This is a genomic window from Azospirillum canadense, assembly GCF_025961225.1.
In the GTDB taxonomy this organism is placed as follows: Bacteria; Pseudomonadota; Alphaproteobacteria; order Azospirillales; family Azospirillaceae; genus Azospirillum; species Azospirillum canadense.
On record NZ_JAOQNG010000001.1, the window covers coordinates 235,904 to 252,888 of the forward strand.

The window sequence follows — 16,985 nt, forward strand, 5'->3', positions numbered from 1 at the left end:
CATCTCAAAATCCACATCCAGGTCTTGTGACATGACCGTCTGCCTCCATTGCGGACAGGAGCACGCGGAGGGAAGCGGCACCACCGCCTCCGACGGCGCCGGCCCCTTCTGCTGCACCGGCTGCGCGGCCGCCTTCGACCTCGTCCGCGGGCTGGGGCTGGAGCGCTACTACGAGCGGCGTTTGGTGGATCCCGCGGCCCGGCCCCTGCGGCCGGACAGCGATGCCCCGCCGACCGACTACGCCCCACACGCCAAGCGCGCCGCCGACGGCACCGCGACCTTGCACCTGATGGTGGACGGGATGCAGTGCGCCGCCTGCGTCTGGCTGATCGAGACGGCGCTGGGGCGGCAGCCGGGGGTGACGCACGCCCGGCTCAACATGACGACGCGCCGCCTGACCGTGACCTGGCGCGAGGACGCGACGGACGCCAACACCGTCATCGACACCATCGCGCGCATCGGCTACCGGGCCGTGCCCTTCGACCCAGAGCGGCTGGGCGACGCCCAGGCCAAGTCGGAGAAGGAGCTTCTGCGCTCGCTCGCCGTCGCCGGTTTCGGGGCCAGCAACGTCATGCTGCTGTCGGTGTCGGTCTGGGCCGGCCACGCCACCGGCATGGGGGTCGCCACGCGCGACCTGATGCACTGGATCTCCGCGCTGATCTGCATGCCGGCCATCGCCTACGCGTTGCGCCCCTTCGCGCGCTCCGCGCTGGGGGCGCTGCGGCGCGGGCGCACCAACATGGACGTGCCGATCACCATCGGCGTCCTGCTCGCCACGGGCATGAGCCTGTTCGAGACGATCCACAGCGGCGAGCACGCCTATTTCGACGGCGCGATGATGCTGCTGTTCTTCCTGCTGATCGGCCGCTACCTCGACCAGCGCGCTCGCGGGCGGGCGCGGTCGGCGGCGGAGCAGTTGCTCGGCCTGCACGCGACCTCCGTCACTGTTCTGCGGGAGGATGGCCGCAGCGCCATCGTCCCACCGGAGCAGGTCAGCCCCGGCGCCACCATCCTGGTCGCGGTGGGCGAGCGCATCGCTGTGGACGGCCGCGTGTCCGATGGTGTGTCCGACCTCGACACCGCGCTGATCACCGGCGAGACGGTGCCCGGCTCCGTCCGGCCGGGCGACCAGGTGTTCGCCGGCATGCTGAACCTGACGGCTCCCCTGCGCGTCACCGTCACGGCGGTGGGGGAGGGCACCCTGCTGGCCGAGATCGTCCGCCTGATGGAGGTGGCCGAGCAGGGCCGCGCCAAATACGTCGCCATCGCCGACCGCGTGTCGCGCCTCTACGCCCCCGTGGTGCATGTGACCGCGCTCAGCACCTTCCTCGTCTGGCTGCTGCTGGTCGGCGCCCCGTGGCAGGACTCGCTGATGAACGCGGTGGCGGTGCTGATCATTACCTGCCCCTGCGCGCTGGCGCTGGCCGTGCCGGTGGTGCAGGTGATCGCCAGCGGCCGGCTGATGCGGCAGGGCATCCTGCTGAAGACCGCCACGGCGCTGGAGCGGCTGGCCGTCATCGACACCGTCGTCTTCGACAAGACCGGCACCCTGACCGAGGGGCGCCCCGTCCCGCAGCTCGCCGGCGTGGCGGAGGACGACCTGCGCCTTGCCGCGTCGCTCGCCGGGGCGAGCCGCCACCCGCTGGCCCGCGCGCTGGCCCGCGCCGTTCCCGGTGTCGCCGTCGCCGCCGGCGTGCGTGAGATTCCCGGCGCCGGCCTTGCGCTCGACGCGGCCGACGGCGAGGTGCGCCTGGGCAGCCGCCGCTTCACCGGCGCGCCGGAGTCGGCAGAGGAGATGGCCGGGCCGGAGCTGTGGCTCGCCCGTCCGGGCGCAGCGCCCGTCCAGATCACCTTCCTCGACGCACCGCGCGCCGACGCCGCGGCGGTGGTCCGGGCGTTGAAGGCGCGGGGCATCGACGTCCGGCTGCTGTCCGGCGACCGCCGCGGCGCCGTGGCCGCCGTCGCCGCCCGGCTGGGCATCGAGGACTGGCGTGCCGAGCAGACGCCGGCCGACAAGACCGCCGTGCTGGCCGACCTCGCCGCCCAGGGCCGCAAGGTGCTGATGGTCGGCGACGGGCTGAACGACGCCCCGGCGCTGGCCGCCGCCAGCGTGTCCATGTCGCCCTCCACCGCGGTGGACGTCAGCCAGACCGCCGCCGACGTGGTCTTCCAGGGCCGCCACCTGCGGCCCATCGTGGAGGCCTTCGAGGTCGCCCGCCGCTCTGGCCGGCTGGTCCGGCAGAATTTCGGCATCGCGCTGGTCTACAACCTGTGCGCCGTGCCGCTGGCCATGCTGGGCCTGCTGACCCCGCTGCTCGCCGCCTTGGCGATGTCCTCCTCCTCCCTTATCGTCATTGCCAACGCGCTGCGGCTCAGCCGCGCCGCGGTGGCCAGGGATCTGATGCCCAGGGATCTAATGAATGACCGAGCTTCTCTATCTGATCGCGATCGCGCTGAGCCTGGGCCTGCTGGGGCTGGGGGCGTTCCTGTGGGCTCTCAAGTCCGGCCAGTTTGACGACCTGGACGGGGCGGCCCACCGCATCCTGTTCGACGACGATCCGCCCCCGCCGCAACCGAAGGCCGCGGCGGCGCCGGGCGAGACGCCCATGAAGGGTGCCTGACCGGAAGGTTTATGACAATCCGGCAGGGGGTCATGCGAGCACCGTTGCGAAACGGAACGATTATGACCATGATGGGGGCCTTGCACGGCTAGGGCTGGGTCACGCCATGCCACCCTTCGACATGGGACGCGCCCGCGAAAAGGGCGCCGCGAGCGACATGAACCCCTGTGGGGCCTGTCCCGTGCGCAGCCTCACGGTCTGCGCCGCCTTGGACCCGGAGGAACTGCGCCGTCTCGCCGACATCCTGCAGACCGTCCGCGTCGAAGCCAACCAGACCCTGTTCAGCGAAGGCGATGGCGCCGACGCGCTCTACAACGTCACCGCCGGCACGGTGAAGCTGTACAAGCTGCTGCCCGACGGCCGGCGGCAGATCACCGGCTTTCTGGTCACCGGCGACTTCCTCGGCCTCGCCGTCAACGAGAGTTACGCCTACACGGCAGAAACGGTCACCACCGCGACGCTCTGCCGCTTTCCGCGCAAGAAGATCGACGCGCTGATGGACGAGTTTCCGAAGATGCAGCGCCGCCTCTTCTCCATGGCGTCGAACGAGCTGGCGGCGGCGCAGGACCAGATGCTCCTGCTCGGCCGCAAGACGGCGAAGGAGAAAATCTGCTCCTTCCTGCTGATGCTGTCGCAGCGCGCCGCCCGGCGCGGCCACAAGGAAAACCCTGTCTACGTGCCGATGAGCCGGGCCGACATCGCCGACTACCTGGGCCTGACCACGGAAACGGTCAGCCGCACCTTCACCCAGCTGAAGACCGCCGGGGTCATTTCGCTTCAGGAAGGAAACAAGGTCCTGATCAGCGACATGGACGCCATCTACGACATGGCCGAGGGCTGCTGAGCCACCCGCTCCTTCAACAGGATCCTGAATCGTTGCGCTGCCGGTTTGATCGGCGGCGCCATTCCGATTCGGATCCGGAACGATCGCGACCAACGTCGTCCGTGGTCTGAAATGTCGCATATCGAGCGATTTTCGCATGATTCGTGCGAGCACCCCCTGGCAGGGCGCGCAAGAGAGGGCTAACATCGCCCGCCCGATGGCCGGCACCCTCACAAGAACAAGACCGGCCGCAACAGCCCCCGCTTCAGGATCCGAACAACGATGGCCGAGCCCGATACCAAGCGCGTCACCGACGAAGAAGCCCTGCTGCTCCATTCCTCCGGCCGCCCCGGCAAGCTGGAGATCACGCCGACGAAGCCGCTGACCACCCAGCGCGACCTGTCGCTGGCCTACTCCCCCGGCGTGGCGGTCCCCTGCCTGCGCATCGCCGAGGACCCGAGCACGGCCTACGACTACACGGCCAAGGGCAACGTCGTCGCGGTGATCTCCAACGGCACGGCGGTGCTGGGGCTGGGCGACCTGGGCGCGCTCGCCTCCAAGCCGGTGATGGAGGGCAAGGCCGTCCTGTTCAAGCGCTTCGCCGACGTGGACGGCATCGACCTGGAGGTCGACACCCGCGACGTGGATGAGTTCGTCAACTGCGTCCGCTTCCTGGGGGCGAGCTTCGGCGGCATCAACCTGGAGGACATCAAGGCGCCGGACTGCTTCATCATCGAGGAGCGCCTGCGCGAGCTGCTGGACATCCCAGTCTTCCACGACGACCAGCACGGCACCGCGATCATCGCCGCCGCCGGCCTGATCAACGCCTGCGACATCACCGGGCGCGACATCCGCGACGTGAAGATGGTGGTCAACGGCGCCGGGGCGGCGGGCATCGCCTGCGCGGAGCTGTTCACGACCATGGGCGTGCCGCGCGAGAACATCATGCTGTGCGACACCAAGGGCGTCGTCTACCGCGGCCGCACCGACGGCATGAACCAGTGGAAGTCGTCCTTCGCCGTTCAGACCGACAAGCGCACGCTGCAAGACGCGGTCGCCGGCTCCGACGTGTTCGTGGGCTTGTCGGCCAAGGGCGCCATGACGCCGGACATGGTCAAGTCCATGGCGGACAAGCCAATCATCTTCGCGCTGGCCAACCCCGACCCGGAGATCACGCCGGAGGAGGTGAAGGCGGTGCGCAGCGACGCCATCGTGGCGACCGGCCGGTCCGACTACCCGAACCAAGTCAACAACGTCCTGGGCTTTCCTTACCTGTTCCGCGGCGCGCTGGACGTCCGCGCCACGACCATCAACGAGGCGATGAAGATCGCCGCCGCCAAGGCGCTGGCGGCACTCGCGCGCGAGGATGTGCCGGACGAGGTGGACGCCGCCTATTCCGGCCGCCGCCTGCGCTATGGTCCGGAATACATCATCCCGGTGCCCTTCGACCCGCGGCTGATCGTGACGGTGCCCGCCGCCGTGGCCCAGGCGGCCATGGAATCGGGTGTCGCGCGCAAGCCCATCGTGGACATCGCCGGCTACAAGAGCAGCCTGCGCACCCGCCTCGACCCCACCGCCGACAGCCTGGAGCTGATCCTGGAGAAGGTGCGGACCAACCCGCGCCGCGTGGTCTTCGCCGAGGGTGAGGAGGAGCGCACGATCCGGGCGGCACTCGCCTTCCGCGCCGCCGGCTTCGGCACGCCGGTGCTGATCGGCCGCGAGGCGGTGATCAAGGAGCAGCTGGCCGCCATGGGCCAGCCGGGCGTGTCGCTGGAAATCCATAACGCCCGCGTCTCCGACTCCAACCGCCGCTACAGCGACTTCCTGTACCGCCGCCTGCAGCGCAAGGGGACCCTGCTGCGCGACTGCCAGCGCATGGTCAACCAGGACCGCAACGTCTTCGCCGCGCTGATGGTGGCGCAGGGCGACGCGCACGCCATGGTGACCGGCCTGACCCGCACCTTCGGCGTGGCCTACGACGAGATCCGCCGCGTCATCGACCCCAAGGCGGACGAGACGGTCTTCGGCCTGCACCTGTTCCTGACCCGCAACCGCACGGTCTTCATCGCCGACACCACGGTGCATGTCCGGCCGGATGGCAAGACCCTGGCCGACATCGCCATCGGGGCCGCGGCCAAGGCGCGCCAGATGGGGCACGAGCCGCGCGTGGCGCTGCTGTCCTTCTCCAACTTCGGGCAGCACCCGCACCCCAACGCCGATCCGCTGCGCGAGGCCATCGCCATCCTCGACAGCCGCCGCGTCGACTTCGAGTATGACGGCGAGATGTCCGCCGACGTGGCGATGGACTACCAGCTGATGAAGCGGGTCTACCCGTTCTGCCGCCTGTCCGGCCCGGCCAACGTGCTGGTCATGCCGGGCCTGCACTCGGCCAACATCACGGCCAAGCTGCTGAACAAGATGGCTGGCGGCCAGATGATCGGCCCGCTGCTCATCGGCCTCGACAAGCCGGCGCAGATCGTGACCATGGGCGCCTCGGTCAACGACCTCGTCACCGCGGCGGCGCTGGCCGCCCATGACTCGCTGCCCTGGTAAGCCTGTCTTTAAACCCCCTCTCCCTGCTCCACAGGGAGAGGGGAAGGTTGGGGGCTTCGCGGGTTAATCTTTTGTGACGCACGCCCGCGGGGCTCGGCAATGGTGTAAGAACAGGCGTCAAGCCCCGCGACGCACGAGTTCCGCCGCCCATGAGCCCCAAGGTGATGCCGCCGCCCCGGTTGATCGTCGGTGCCCTGCTGATGCTGGGGCCGCTCGCGGCGTCGCTGTACCTTCTCCTGCACGCTGGGCTGATCGCGCCGGTCGTCGCGGTCATCGTCGGGCTGCTGGCCCTGGCGGGCGTCGCGGTGATCCTGCGCTCCCAGCACCGCGACTCGCGCGCGGTGGCCGATTACGTCGCGCGGCTGACCAACGATCCCTCCAGCCCGGCTCCTCCGCCGGCGGCCCCCACTTCCGTGCGCGGGCTGACCGCGGCGGTGGCGCGCCTGCACCGGGTGATGACCGGCCGGGTCGAGCAGGCGCAGGTGCAGCTGGAAGCCAACGAATCGATCCTGGAGGCGCTGCACGACCCGCTCGTGCTGGTCGGGGCGGACCGGCAGGTGGTGCGCGCCAACCAAGCGGCGCGCGGCCTATTCGGCGACCGCATCCTCAACCGCGACCTTGCCGCGTCCTTGCGGAACCCCAGTGTGCTGGAGGCGGTGGACGCCGTGCTCGGCGGGGCGGCGTCGCGCATCCTTGAATTCAGCCTGCCGGTCCCGGTGGAGCGCATGTTCGAGGTGCGCGTGAAGCCCTTCCAGCGGCGCCTCCCGCGCCCCGTTCCCGACGAGAACGCCCTGGTGCCGGAGGATCCGGCCCCCGCGCCACCGGTCCACGGGCGGATGGTCATCCTGACGCTGCACGACATCACGGCGCTCCGCCGGTCGGAGCAGATGCGCGCCGACTTCATCGCCAACGCCAGCCATGAGCTGCGCACGCCGCTGTCGTCGCTGCTGGGCTTCATCGAGACGCTGCGCGGCCCCGCCCGCGACGACCTGGAGGCGCACGAGCGTTTCCTCTCCATCATGCACGACCAGGCGAGCCGCATGGCCCGCTTGGTCAACGACTTGCTGTCGCTGTCGCGGATCGAGTTGGACGAGCACATGCCGCCGGCCGGCCGGGTGGACGTGCTGGACCGGCTGGACGGGGTCATCGCCGCGCTGGAGCTGAAGGCGGCCAGTCGCCGCATCCGCCTGAAGCTGGAAGCGCCGGAGCATCTGCCCCCGGTCGTGGGGGACGAGGACCAGCTGACCCAGGTCTTCCAGAACCTCGTCAGCAACGCGATCAAATACACGCGCGAGAACACCGACGTGACCGTCGCCGTGTCGCTCGCCGACGGCGCCATGGTCGGCTTCACCAGCGCGGTTCCGCTGGCCCAGCGCAACGGCCGCGGAAGCCCGATGGTCGCGGTCGCCGTGCGCGACCAGGGAGAGGGCATCGCCCGCACCCACCTGCCGCGCCTGACCGAGCGCTTCTACCGGGTGGACGCGGCGCGGTCGCGCGCCATGGGCGGCACGGGGCTCGGCCTCGCCATCGTCAAGCACATCCTGAACCGCCACCGCGGGCGGCTGACCATCGAAAGCGCGGTCGGGGTGGGCAGCACCTTCACCGTCTACCTGCCGGCCGCGGCCGACGCGGCGCTCCCCGCGGAAGAGCCGGCGCGGCGGCAGGCCTGAGGGCGATGACCGAAAAAAGACGGCGTCATAAAACTGTCATGAAACTGTAATCAACGAGTCGCGGTCGCTGATTAACGTCCCGCCGCAAGCCGCCGCCCCCTTTAGGCTGGGCGCGGCGCGGCACGGTGCGGGCGCATCGCGTTCCCCCCGTCACAGCGATCATCGATTTTCGGAGGGGAAATCCCGTGACCACCAGGACGCTCACCCTCACCGTCGCCGCGAAGGTCGCCCTGGCCGTCGCCATGACCGCCGCCCTCTCCGGCGCGGCGCACGCCCAGTCGCGCGACCAGATCCGCGCGGTCGGTTCGTCCACGGTGTTCCCCTTCACCACCGCGGTGGCCGAGGCATTCGGCAAGGGCGGCAAGTTCAAGACGCCGGTCATCGAGTCGACCGGCACGGGCGGCGGCCTGAAGCTGTTCTGCGCCGGCGTCGGCCCGCAGCACCCGGACATCGCCAACGCGTCCCGCCGCATCAAGACGTCGGAGGTCGAGCAGTGCGCCGCCAACGGCGTCACGCAGATCACCGAGCTGAAGATCGGCTTCGACGGCATCGCGCTGGCCTATTCCAAGGCCGCCCCGCACATCGACCTGACCACGGAGATCCTGTGGAAGGCGCTGGCCAAGGAGGTCCTGGTCGGCGGCAAGATGGTCGCCAACCCCTATAAGAAGTGGTCGGACATCGACGCCAAGCTGCCGAACAAGGACATCGAGGTGCTCGGCCCGCCCCCGACCTCCGGAACCCGCGACACCTTCAACGAGCTGGTGATGCTCGAAGGCTGCAAGAAGGTGAAAGAGGTCAAGGACGCCGTTCCGGACGAGAAGGCGCGCGAGAAGGCCTGCATGACCATCCGCGAGGACGGCGGCTACGTTGAGGCCGGCGAGAACGACAACCTGATCGTCCAGAAGCTGACCGCCAACCCCGACAGCTTCGGCGTGTTCGGCTACAGCTACATCGACCAGAACCGCGACAAGCTTCAGTGCGCCAAGATGGACGGCGAGGAACTGACCCCGGAGGCGGTCGCCGCCGGCAAGTACGAGCTGGCCCGCCCGCTCTACGTCTACGTCAAGACCGCCCACGCCGGCGTGATCCCGGGCATCCGCGAGTTCATCGCCGACTACACGGCGGAGAAGGCCTTCGGCGACGACGGCTATCTGGCCGACAAGGGCCTGATTCCGCTGCCGAAGGCCGACCGCGACGCGGCCCGTGCCGCTGCGGCGAACCTGGCTCCGCTCCAGCTCTGAGCGTCGGCGGGCTCAAATGCAGATCATGGCGCTGCTTCTCGTTCTGGCCCTGCTCACGGTCATCGGTTTCCAGCTCGGCCGGTCGCGCGCCACTGCGTCGGTCGGCGGGCGCACCGTCGAGCTTCACTCGGTGCCGTCCTACCACGGCTTCTACGTGGCGCTTTGGGCCGGTCTGCCGGCCCTGCTGCTGTTCGCGCTGTGGACCGCGTCGGAAGGCTGGATGGTCATGCAGATGGTGCTGGCCGGCCTGCCGGGCCGGCTGACCCATGTGGACGGCCAAGCTCTGAGTTTGCTGCGCGCCGACATCCTGAACCTCGCGCACGGCGTCAACACCGGCCGCGTGCCCGACCCGGCGGTGGCCGCGGCGGCGGAGCAGTATGTCCGGCTGCGGTCGCTCGGCGACTGGAGTTTGCTGGTCATCGGCTCCTGCCTGGCGATGGGCGGGCTGCTCTTTGCGCGGGGCCGCATCACGCCGGACCTGCGCGCCCGCAACCGGGTGGAGCGCACGGTCAACGTCGCGCTGGTCGTCTGCTCGCTGGTTGCCATCCTGACGACCATCGGCATCGTGCTGTCCCTGCTGTTCGAGGCCATGCGCTTCTTCGCGGCGGTGTCGCCGATCGACTTCCTGTTCGGCACGCACTGGAGCCCGCAGATGGCCATGCGCGCCGACCAAGTGGGGTCCAGCGGCTCCTTCGGCGCGATCCCGCTGTTCGCGGGCACGCTGCTGATCACCGCCATCGCCATGGCGGTGGCCGTCCCGGTCGGGCTGATGTCGGCCATCTTCATGTCCGAATACGCCAACCCCACCCTGCGCACCTGGCTGAAGCCGATCCTGGAGGTGCTGGCCGGCATCCCCACCGTCGTCTACGGCTTCTTCGCCGCCCTGACCATGGCCCCCTTCGTGCGCGGGCTGGGGCAGGCGGTGGGTCTCGACGTCAGCTCCGAATCGGCGCTGGCGGCGGGCATCGTCATGGGGGTGATGATCATCCCCTTCGTCAGCTCGCTGTCCGACGACGTCATCAACGCCGTGCCGCAGAGCTTGCGCGACGGCTCCTACGGGCTGGGCGCCACCAAGTCGGAGACGATCCGGCTGGTCGTGCTGCCGGCGGCCCTGCCGGGCATCGTCGCCGCGGTCATGCTGGCGGTCAGCCGCGCCATCGGCGAGACGATGATCGTCACCATGGCCGCCGGCCTGACCGCGAACCTGACCGCCAACCCGCTGGAGGCGGTGACCACCGTCACGACCCAGATCGCCACGCTTCTGGTCGGCGACCAGGAGTTCGACAGCCCCAAGACGCTGTCGGCCTTCGGGCTGGGGCTCGTGCTGTTCCTGGTGACGCTCACGCTCAACATGGTCGCCCTGCGGGTGGTCCAGAAGTACCGAGAGAAGTATGACTGACCTCGCGCAACAGGGTTCCCGTCACATGTCGGTCACCGCCACCAAGTCCCGCTACCAGAGCGCGGAATTCGCGGACCGCCTGCGCCGCCGCTACGCCGCCGAACGGCGCTTCCGCCTGGCCGGAATGGCCGCGGTGGGCATCGCCTCGCTGATGCTGGTCGTGCTGCTGGGCTCCATCGTCGGCAAGGGCTACACGGCCTTCTGGCAGACGCAGATCCGGCTGGAGGTCACCTTCGACAAGGCGCAGGTGGAGGAGGGCAACACCATGCCGCTCCTTCGCCAGGCGCTCTACGCCGTGGTGCCGGAGGTGACCGACCGCGCCGGCCGCCGTTCGCTGAACGAGCTGCTGTCGTCCGGCGCCCCCTATCAGCTGGAGGCGATGGTCAAGGCGAACCCGGCGCTGGTCGGCACCAAGCAGACCGTCTGGGTGCTGGCCGACGACGAGGTCGACCAGTTCATGAAGGGTTTCATCCGCCGCGACGTGCCGGAATCGGAACGCCGGCTGAACGACATCAAGATCGGCGCGCTCGACAAGCTGGCTGCGGCCGGCGCGGTGAAGAGCGCCTTCAACACCACCCTGTTCACCGCCGGCGACAGCCGCGAGCCGGAGCAGGCGGGCATCTGGGGCGCTATCGTCGGGTCTTTCCTGACGCTGACCGTCACCATGCTGCTGTCGGTGCCCATCGGCGTCGCCGCCGCGGTGTATCTGGAGGAGTTCGCGCCCAAGAACCGCTGGACCGACCTGATCGAGGTGAACATCAACAACCTCGCCGCCGTGCCGTCGATCATCTTCGGCCTGCTGGGTCTGGCGGTCTTCCTGGGCTTCTTCGGCATGCCGCGCTCCGCCCCGCTGGTCGGCGGGCTGGTGATGGCGCTGATGACGCTGCCGGTCATCATCATCGCGTCCCGCGTCGCGCTGAAGGCGGTGCCGCCGTCGATCCGCGAGGCGGCGCTGGGCGTCGGCGCCTCGCCGCTCCAGACCGTGGCCCACCATGTGCTGCCGCTGGCCATGCCGGGCATCCTGACCGGCACCATCATCGGCATGGCCCGCGCGCTGGGCGAGACGGCGCCGCTGCTGATGATCGGCATGGTCGCCTTCATCGTGGACATCCCGCACGGCCTGACCGACAGCGCCACGGCGCTGCCCGTGCAGATCTACATGTGGGCGGACAGCCCGGAGCGCGCCTTCACCGAGCGCACCTCGGCGGCGATCCTGGTCCTGCTCGCCTTCCTCATCCTGATGAACGGCCTGGCCGTGTTCCTGCGCAAGAAATTCGAGAGGCGTTGGTAGTCCCATGAGCGTGCAGACCCAGTACCCGACCGCGTCCGTTCCGCCGCGCGCCGAAACCCAGGTCAGGGCCGGCGGGCCGGGCGTGAAGATGGTCGCCCGCGACGTGAAGGTTTATTACGGGGCCAAGCAAGCGCTGAAGGGCATCGACCTGGACATCCAGGAGAACCGGGTGATGGCCCTGATCGGGCCGTCGGGCTGCGGGAAGTCGACCTTCCTGCGCTGCCTGAACCGCATGAACGACACCATCGAGAACTGCCGGGTCGAAGGGCTGATCGCGCTCGACGGGGAGGACGTCTACGGCCGGACCATCGACGCGGTGCAGCTGCGCGCCCGCGTCGGCATGGTCTTCCAGAAGCCGAACCCCTTCCCGAAGTCGATCTACGACAACATCGCCTACGGGCCGCGCATCCACGGCATCGCCACCCACCGCGACGAGATGGACGAGATTGTCCAGACCTCGCTGGAGCGCGCCGGCCTGTGGAACGAGGTGAAGGACCGCCTGCGGGAGCCCGGCACCGGCCTGTCCGGCGGCCAGCAGCAGCGCCTGTGCATCGCCCGCGCCATCGCCGTCAGCCCGGAGGTGATCCTGATGGACGAGCCCTGCTCGGCGCTCGACCCCATCGCGACCGCGCACATCGAGGAGCTGATCGACGAGCTGCGCGAGAACTACACGATCGTCATCGTCACCCACAACATGCAGCAGGCGGCCCGCGTGTCCCAGAAGACCGCGTTCTTCCACCTGGGCGAGATGGTGGAGTGCGACGACACCGAGGAAATCTTCACCAACCCGCGCGACGAGCGCACCCAGGGCTACATCACCGGCCGCTACGGCTGATCCGGTGGGGAGCTGTTGCCCGGAGAGGGAGCCGGCCATGACCGACCACATCGTTCGCTCCTTCGCCCAGGAGTTGCAGCGCCTGTCCAACCTGATCACGCAGATGGGCGGCGTGGCGGAAGCGCAGGTGGACGCCGCCGTGAAGGCGGTGGCCCGCCGCGACGTCGCGCTGGCCGCCCAGGTGATGCAGTCCGACCAGCGCATCGACGCCTACGAACGGGACATCGACGCGGAGGCGATCCGTCTTCTGGCGCTGCGCCAGCCGCTGGCGCAGGACCTGCGCGAGATCGTGTCGGCGCTGAAGATCTCCTCCGACCTGGAACGGATCGGCGACTACGCCTCCAACATCGCCAAGCGGTCGCTGGCGCTGGCCCAGGTGCCGGCGGTGCGGCCGGTGGTGGCCGTCCCGCGCATGGGCCGGCTGGTCGAGGCGATCATGAAGGACGTGCTCGATGCCTACATCGAGCGCGACGTGGGCAAGGCCATCGCCGCCTGGGAACGGGACGAGGAGCTGGACGACCTCTACACCAGCCTGTTCCGCGAGGTCCTGACCTACATGATGGAAGACCCGCGCACCATCACCCCCTGCACCCACCTGCTCTTCATGGCGAAGAACCTGGAACGGATCGGCGACCACGCGACCAACATCGCGGAAACCATCCACTTCCTGGTGGTCGGCGCACCGCTGCGCGTCGAGCGGCCGAAGAGCGACGGCAGCAGCTTCGCGGTGGTGAGGCCGGCCACCGACCCGACCATTGATCCAAACACCGACCCAACCACCGAAAACGAATCCGACCGAACGGGGCAAGCATGAACTCGGCGCTGAAGCCGCTCGTCCTCATCGTCGAGGACGAAGCCGACATCGTCACGCTGTTGAAGTACAACCTGGAAAAGGAAGGCTTCCGGGTGAACGCCGCAACCGACGGCGAGGAGGCCCTTCTCCTGGCCGGGGAGCAGACGCCGAACATCGTCCTGCTCGACTGGATGCTGCCGCTGATGTCGGGGCTGGAGGTCTGCCGGCAGATGCGGCGCAACACCAAGATGCGCGACATCCCCATCATCATGCTGACCGCCCGCGGCGAGGAGGCCGACCGGGTGCGCGGCCTGAACTCCGGCGCCGACGACTACATCACCAAGCCCTTCTCCCCGACCGAGCTGGTCGCCCGCATGCGCGCCGTCCTGCGCCGCGCCTCGCCGGGCATGGCGGAGGAGGTGCTGCAATTCTCCGACGTCACCATGGACCTCGCCGCCCACCGCGTGCGCCGCAACGGCCGCGACGTCCACCTGGGCCCGACGGAGTTCCGCCTGCTGCGCCACTTCATGCAGCACCCAGGCCGCGTCTTCTCGCGCGAGCAGCTGCTCGACGTGGTGTGGGGCCACGACGTCTACGTCGAGCCGCGCACCGTGGACGTCCACATCCGCCGCCTGCGCAAGGCCATGAACGACGACACGGAACTGGACCTGATTCGCACCGTCCGCTCTGCCGGCTACGCGCTCGACACCAAGTCGATCTGACGGGCGGGCCTGTTGGGTTGCGACAGCGCAACCCAACACCCGCACCATCACCCCGCCGGATCGGCCAGAGCCGAGAGCAGGCGTTCGCGGATCTGCGCCAGCTTGTTGTCGTGGCTGACCTTCAGGCCGAAGACGTCCTTCACGTAGAACACGTCGATGGCCTTCTCCCCGTAGGTCGAGATCTTCGCCGAGGAGATCTGGAGCGTCAGGTTCGACAGCGCGCGGGTCAGGTCGTACAGCAGGCCCGGCCGGTCGCGGCCGTTCACCTCGATCACCGTGTGGGTGGTGGAGGCGTTGTTGTCGATCAGCACGCGCGGCGGCACGTGGAAGACCCGCGTGCGGCTGGCGTGCGGCGCCTTGCGCTTGGCCAGCTCGTGCAGCGGCTTCAACTGGCCGGACAGCACCTTGTCGATCATCACCGACAGCTTGGCCAGCTTGTCCCCGCTCTCGAAGGCGCCGCCGCCGGCCGCGTCCTGCACGGTGAAGACGTCCAGCGCCATGCCGTTGGTCATGGTGAAGATGCGCGCGTCCACGATGTCCGCTCCCGAAGCCGCCAGCGCGCCGGCAAGGCGTGAGAACAGGCCGTGGTGGTCGGTGGCGTAGATCGTCACCTCAGTGATCGCCCGGCCGCGGTCGATGCGGGTGTCCACCGTCAGCGGCCGTTCCTCCCGGTTCGCTTCGCGGACCAGCCGGGCGTGGCGCCCCAGCGTCTCCGTGTCGAAGGCCAGCCAGTAGGCGGGGTAGCCCAGCGCCGTGTGCCGCTCGAAGTCGGCGTCGTCGAAGTCCGACAGCTCGGCCCGGAGCGCCGCCTGCGCCGCCTGGATGCGCCGCCCGCGCCCTTCCACCGACAGGCCGCCGGACATCAGCTCTTCCGACCGGTTGTACAGCTCGCGCAGCAGCGTGGCCTTCCAGTTGTTCCAGCGCTGCGGCCCCACCGCCCGGATGTCGGCCACGGTCAGCACCAGCAGCAGGCGCAGCCGCTCCGGCGACTGGACGAGCGAGACGAAGTCGCGCACCGTCTTGTCGTCCTCCAGGTCGCGCTTGAAGGCGACCTGCGACATGGCCAAGTGCCAGCGCACCAGCCAGGCGACCGTCTCCGTCTCCTCCGCCGACAGGCCGAGCCGCGGGCACAGCTTCTCCGCCACGCGGGCGCCCAGCACGGAATGGTCGCCGCCGCGTCCCTTGGCGATGTCGTGCAGCAGCACCGCGACATAGAGCGCGCGGCGCGACACCACCTTGTGGATCACTTCCGACGACAGCGGCAGCTCGTCCTTCAGGTCGCCGGTTTCGATCTTGTGCAGGATGCCCAGCGCGAACAGCGTGTGCTCGTCCACCGTGTAGACGTGGTACATGTCGTACTGCATCTGCGCCACCACCCGGCCGAAGTCGGGGATGAAGCGGGCCAGCACCCCGGCCTCGTTCATGCGGCGCAGCGTGATCTCCGGGTCCTTCGCTCCGGTCAGGATCTCCAGGAACAGCCGGTTGGCCTCCGCGTCCGCGCGCAGCTTCGGCCCCACCACCGACAGCGAGCGCGTGATGGCGCGCAGCGCGTTGGGGTGGATGTCGATGTCGTTCTGCTGGGCGGTGTGGAACAGCCGGATCATGTCCAGCGGCTCGTCCTTGAACTGCCGGTCGTTGCGGACGTTCAGCCGCTCCCCGTCGACGACGAAGCCGTCCACGTCCTTGCGGCGGGTGAGCGCCGCCAGCCGCAGGATGTTGAACTTGGGCGGGCGCTTCGATTCCGCCTCCAGCGCCGCGCAGAAGATGCGCGTCAGGTCGCCCACGTCCTTGGCGACCAGGAAATAGTGCTTCATGAAGCGTTCCACGCCCTTGGTCCCGGCGTGGTCGGTGTAGCCCATGCGCCGGCCGATCTCCGTCTGCACGTCGAAGGTCAGGCGGTCCTCCATGCGGCCGGCCAGGTAATGCAGGTGGCAGCGCGCGGTCCACAGGAAGTTCTGCGCCTTGGCGAAGCGCTGCGCCTCCTCCGGCAGCAGCACTTTCTTGCCGACCAGATCCTCCACGTCCTCGACGCGGTACAGGTACTTGGCAATCCAGAACAGGGTCTGCAGGTCGCGCAGGCCGCCCTTGCCGTCCTTCAGGTTGGGCTCCAGCACATAGCGGCTGTCGCCCAGCTTCAGGTGGCGGTTGTCGCGCTCGGCCAGCTTGGCCTCCACGAACTCCGGCCCGGTGCCGGCGACGACCTCCTTGTCGTAGCGGCGGCGCAGCTCCGCGTAGAGCTTGCGCGGGCCCCAGAGGTAGCGGGCCTCCAGGATGGCGGTGCGGATGGTGACGTCGGCCTTGGACTGCCGGATGCACTCGTCCACGCTGCGCACCGCGTGGCCGACCTTCAGCCCCAGATCCCACAGGATGTAGAGCATGTACTCCACCACCTGCTCCACCCGCGGCGTGCGCTTGTAGGGCAGCAGGAACAGCAGGTCGATGTCGGAGAAGGGGGCCAGTTCGCCGCGCCCGTAGCCGCCGGTGGCAGCGATGTCGAACACCTCGCCCGAGGTCGGGTTGGCGGTCGGGTAGATGTGCGTCACCGTGAAGTCGGCCAGCGCGCGGACCAGCCCGTCGGCCAAGTAGCAGTTCTGCCGGACGCAGTCCTCGCCCGACCCCTTGGCCTCGAACCGGCTGCGCACCTCCGCACGCCCGTCGTTCAGGGCGGCGCGCAGGCAGGCGATCAGGGCCGGGCGCAGCGCGTCGCCGGTCCCGTGCGTCTCGACCAGCCCTTCCAACTCCTCCGCCAGCTTGCGCCGGGACAGGATGGCGCGCTTGTTCGCGATCTGTGGGGCGTCGGCGGGTTCGGTGGTGCGGGTGGAAAGCATCGGCAAAGCGGTAGGCCTTCGCAAAGGGTGGTGGGCCCCGACGGCGACGGGACGCTGATTATATAGCGGGAAACAGCGGCGACCGCACGCCCTGGACCCGCATCGCACGAATATCTCCTTCATCCCCGCCGCGGATTGTCTTACGCTGGTTGAGGGGGGCGGCCGATGATTGCAACCCTGCGGGTGCGCCCGGCATCCCGCATCGCCCG

General features: G+C 69.2%; 12 protein-coding genes. 11 read left to right on the forward strand and 1 reads right to left on the reverse strand.

What is annotated here, in order from left to right:
* The first annotated feature begins 31 nt into the window (after positions 1-31).
* The 11 genes from M2351_RS01105 (at position 32) to phoB (ending at position 13,948) form a co-directional block, all read left to right on the forward strand.
* A complete protein-coding gene (locus M2351_RS01105) occupies positions 32-2,515 on the forward strand; it encodes a heavy metal translocating P-type ATPase (protein ID WP_264654338.1) in 2,484 nt (827 codons plus the stop codon).
* A complete protein-coding gene (gene ccoS, locus M2351_RS01110) occupies positions 2,421-2,621 on the forward strand; it encodes a cbb3-type cytochrome oxidase assembly protein CcoS (RefSeq protein WP_264654339.1) in 201 nt (66 codons plus the stop codon). The genes M2351_RS01105 and ccoS overlap by 95 nt, the downstream gene beginning before the upstream one ends.
* Positions 2,622-2,802: 181 nt before the next feature.
* Complete coding sequence (locus M2351_RS01115) at positions 2,803-3,465, forward strand: Crp/Fnr family transcriptional regulator (RefSeq protein ID WP_264654340.1); 663 nt, start codon at positions 2,803-2,805, stop codon at positions 3,463-3,465.
* 261 nt (positions 3,466-3,726) lie between these two features.
* Complete coding sequence (locus M2351_RS01120) at positions 3,727-5,997, forward strand: NADP-dependent malic enzyme (protein WP_264654341.1); 2,271 nt, start codon at positions 3,727-3,729, stop codon at positions 5,995-5,997.
* A gap of 149 nt (positions 5,998-6,146) precedes the next feature.
* Positions 6,147-7,667: an ATP-binding protein gene (locus tag M2351_RS01125; RefSeq protein WP_264654342.1), complete on the forward strand. Its 1,521-nt coding sequence runs from the start codon at positions 6,147-6,149 to the stop codon at positions 7,665-7,667.
* A gap of 242 nt (positions 7,668-7,909) precedes the next feature.
* Positions 7,910-8,908, forward strand: coding sequence for a PstS family phosphate ABC transporter substrate-binding protein (locus tag M2351_RS01130; protein ID WP_264656811.1), 999 nt, complete (start codon positions 7,910-7,912; stop codon positions 8,906-8,908).
* Positions 8,909-8,924: 16 nt separating this feature from the next.
* Positions 8,925-10,307, forward strand: a complete 1,383-nt coding sequence (gene pstC, locus M2351_RS01135; protein WP_264654343.1) for a phosphate ABC transporter permease subunit PstC — start codon at positions 8,925-8,927, stop codon at positions 10,305-10,307.
* On the forward strand, positions 10,300-11,598 hold the full coding sequence (gene pstA, locus M2351_RS01140) for a phosphate ABC transporter permease PstA (RefSeq protein ID WP_406567350.1): 1,299 nt from the start codon (positions 10,300-10,302) through the stop codon (positions 11,596-11,598). Before pstC ends, pstA begins: the two co-directional genes overlap by 8 nt.
* Positions 11,599-11,602: 4 nt before the next feature.
* Positions 11,603-12,433, forward strand: coding sequence for a phosphate ABC transporter ATP-binding protein PstB (gene pstB / locus M2351_RS01145; protein WP_406567351.1), 831 nt, complete (start codon positions 11,603-11,605; stop codon positions 12,431-12,433).
* A 37-nt stretch (positions 12,434-12,470) separates the two neighbouring features.
* Positions 12,471-13,247 (forward strand): phosphate signaling complex protein PhoU, encoded by a 777-nt coding sequence (gene phoU / locus M2351_RS01150; RefSeq protein WP_264654344.1) that lies wholly within the window; start codon positions 12,471-12,473, stop codon positions 13,245-13,247.
* Positions 13,244-13,948 carry a phosphate regulon transcriptional regulator PhoB gene (gene phoB / locus M2351_RS01155; RefSeq protein ID WP_264654345.1) on the forward strand — a complete coding sequence of 235 codons (705 nt, stop codon included), beginning with the start codon at positions 13,244-13,246 and terminating at the stop codon, positions 13,946-13,948. Before phoU ends, phoB begins: the two co-directional genes overlap by 4 nt.
* Before the next feature lie 47 nt (positions 13,949-13,995).
* On the opposite strand, the gene M2351_RS01160 is transcribed toward phoB, so the two are convergent.
* Positions 13,996-16,776 carry a [protein-PII] uridylyltransferase gene (locus tag M2351_RS01160; RefSeq protein WP_264656814.1) on the reverse strand — a complete coding sequence of 927 codons (2,781 nt, stop codon included), beginning with the start codon at positions 16,774-16,776 and terminating at the stop codon, positions 13,996-13,998.
* Positions 16,777-16,985 lie beyond the last annotated feature (209 nt).

Excerpts from the sequence above, each read along its gene's own strand:
- M2351_RS01105 (WP_264654338.1), top strand. The coding sequence starts at position 32 with ATGACCGTCTGCCTCCATTGCGGACAGGAGCACGCGGAGGGAAGCGGC.
- ccoS (WP_264654339.1), top strand. The coding sequence starts at position 2,421 with ATGACCGAGCTTCTCTATCTGATCGCGATCGCGCTGAGCCTGGGCCTG.
- M2351_RS01120 (WP_264654341.1), top strand. The coding sequence starts at position 3,727 with ATGGCCGAGCCCGATACCAAGCGCGTCACCGACGAAGAAGCCCTGCTG.
- M2351_RS01125 (WP_264654342.1), top strand. The coding sequence starts at position 6,147 with ATGAGCCCCAAGGTGATGCCGCCGCCCCGGTTGATCGTCGGTGCCCTG.
- M2351_RS01130 (WP_264656811.1), top strand. The coding sequence starts at position 7,910 with ATGACCGCCGCCCTCTCCGGCGCGGCGCACGCCCAGTCGCGCGACCAG.
- pstC (WP_264654343.1), top strand. The coding sequence starts at position 8,925 with ATGCAGATCATGGCGCTGCTTCTCGTTCTGGCCCTGCTCACGGTCATC.
- pstA (WP_406567350.1), top strand. The coding sequence starts at position 10,300 with ATGACTGACCTCGCGCAACAGGGTTCCCGTCACATGTCGGTCACCGCC.
- pstB (WP_406567351.1), top strand. The coding sequence starts at position 11,603 with ATGAGCGTGCAGACCCAGTACCCGACCGCGTCCGTTCCGCCGCGCGCC.
- phoU (WP_264654344.1), top strand. The coding sequence starts at position 12,471 with ATGACCGACCACATCGTTCGCTCCTTCGCCCAGGAGTTGCAGCGCCTG.
- phoB (WP_264654345.1), top strand. The coding sequence starts at position 13,244 with ATGAACTCGGCGCTGAAGCCGCTCGTCCTCATCGTCGAGGACGAAGCC.
- M2351_RS01160 (WP_264656814.1), bottom strand. The coding sequence starts at position 16,776 with ATGCTTTCCACCCGCACCACCGAACCCGCCGACGCCCCACAGATCGCG.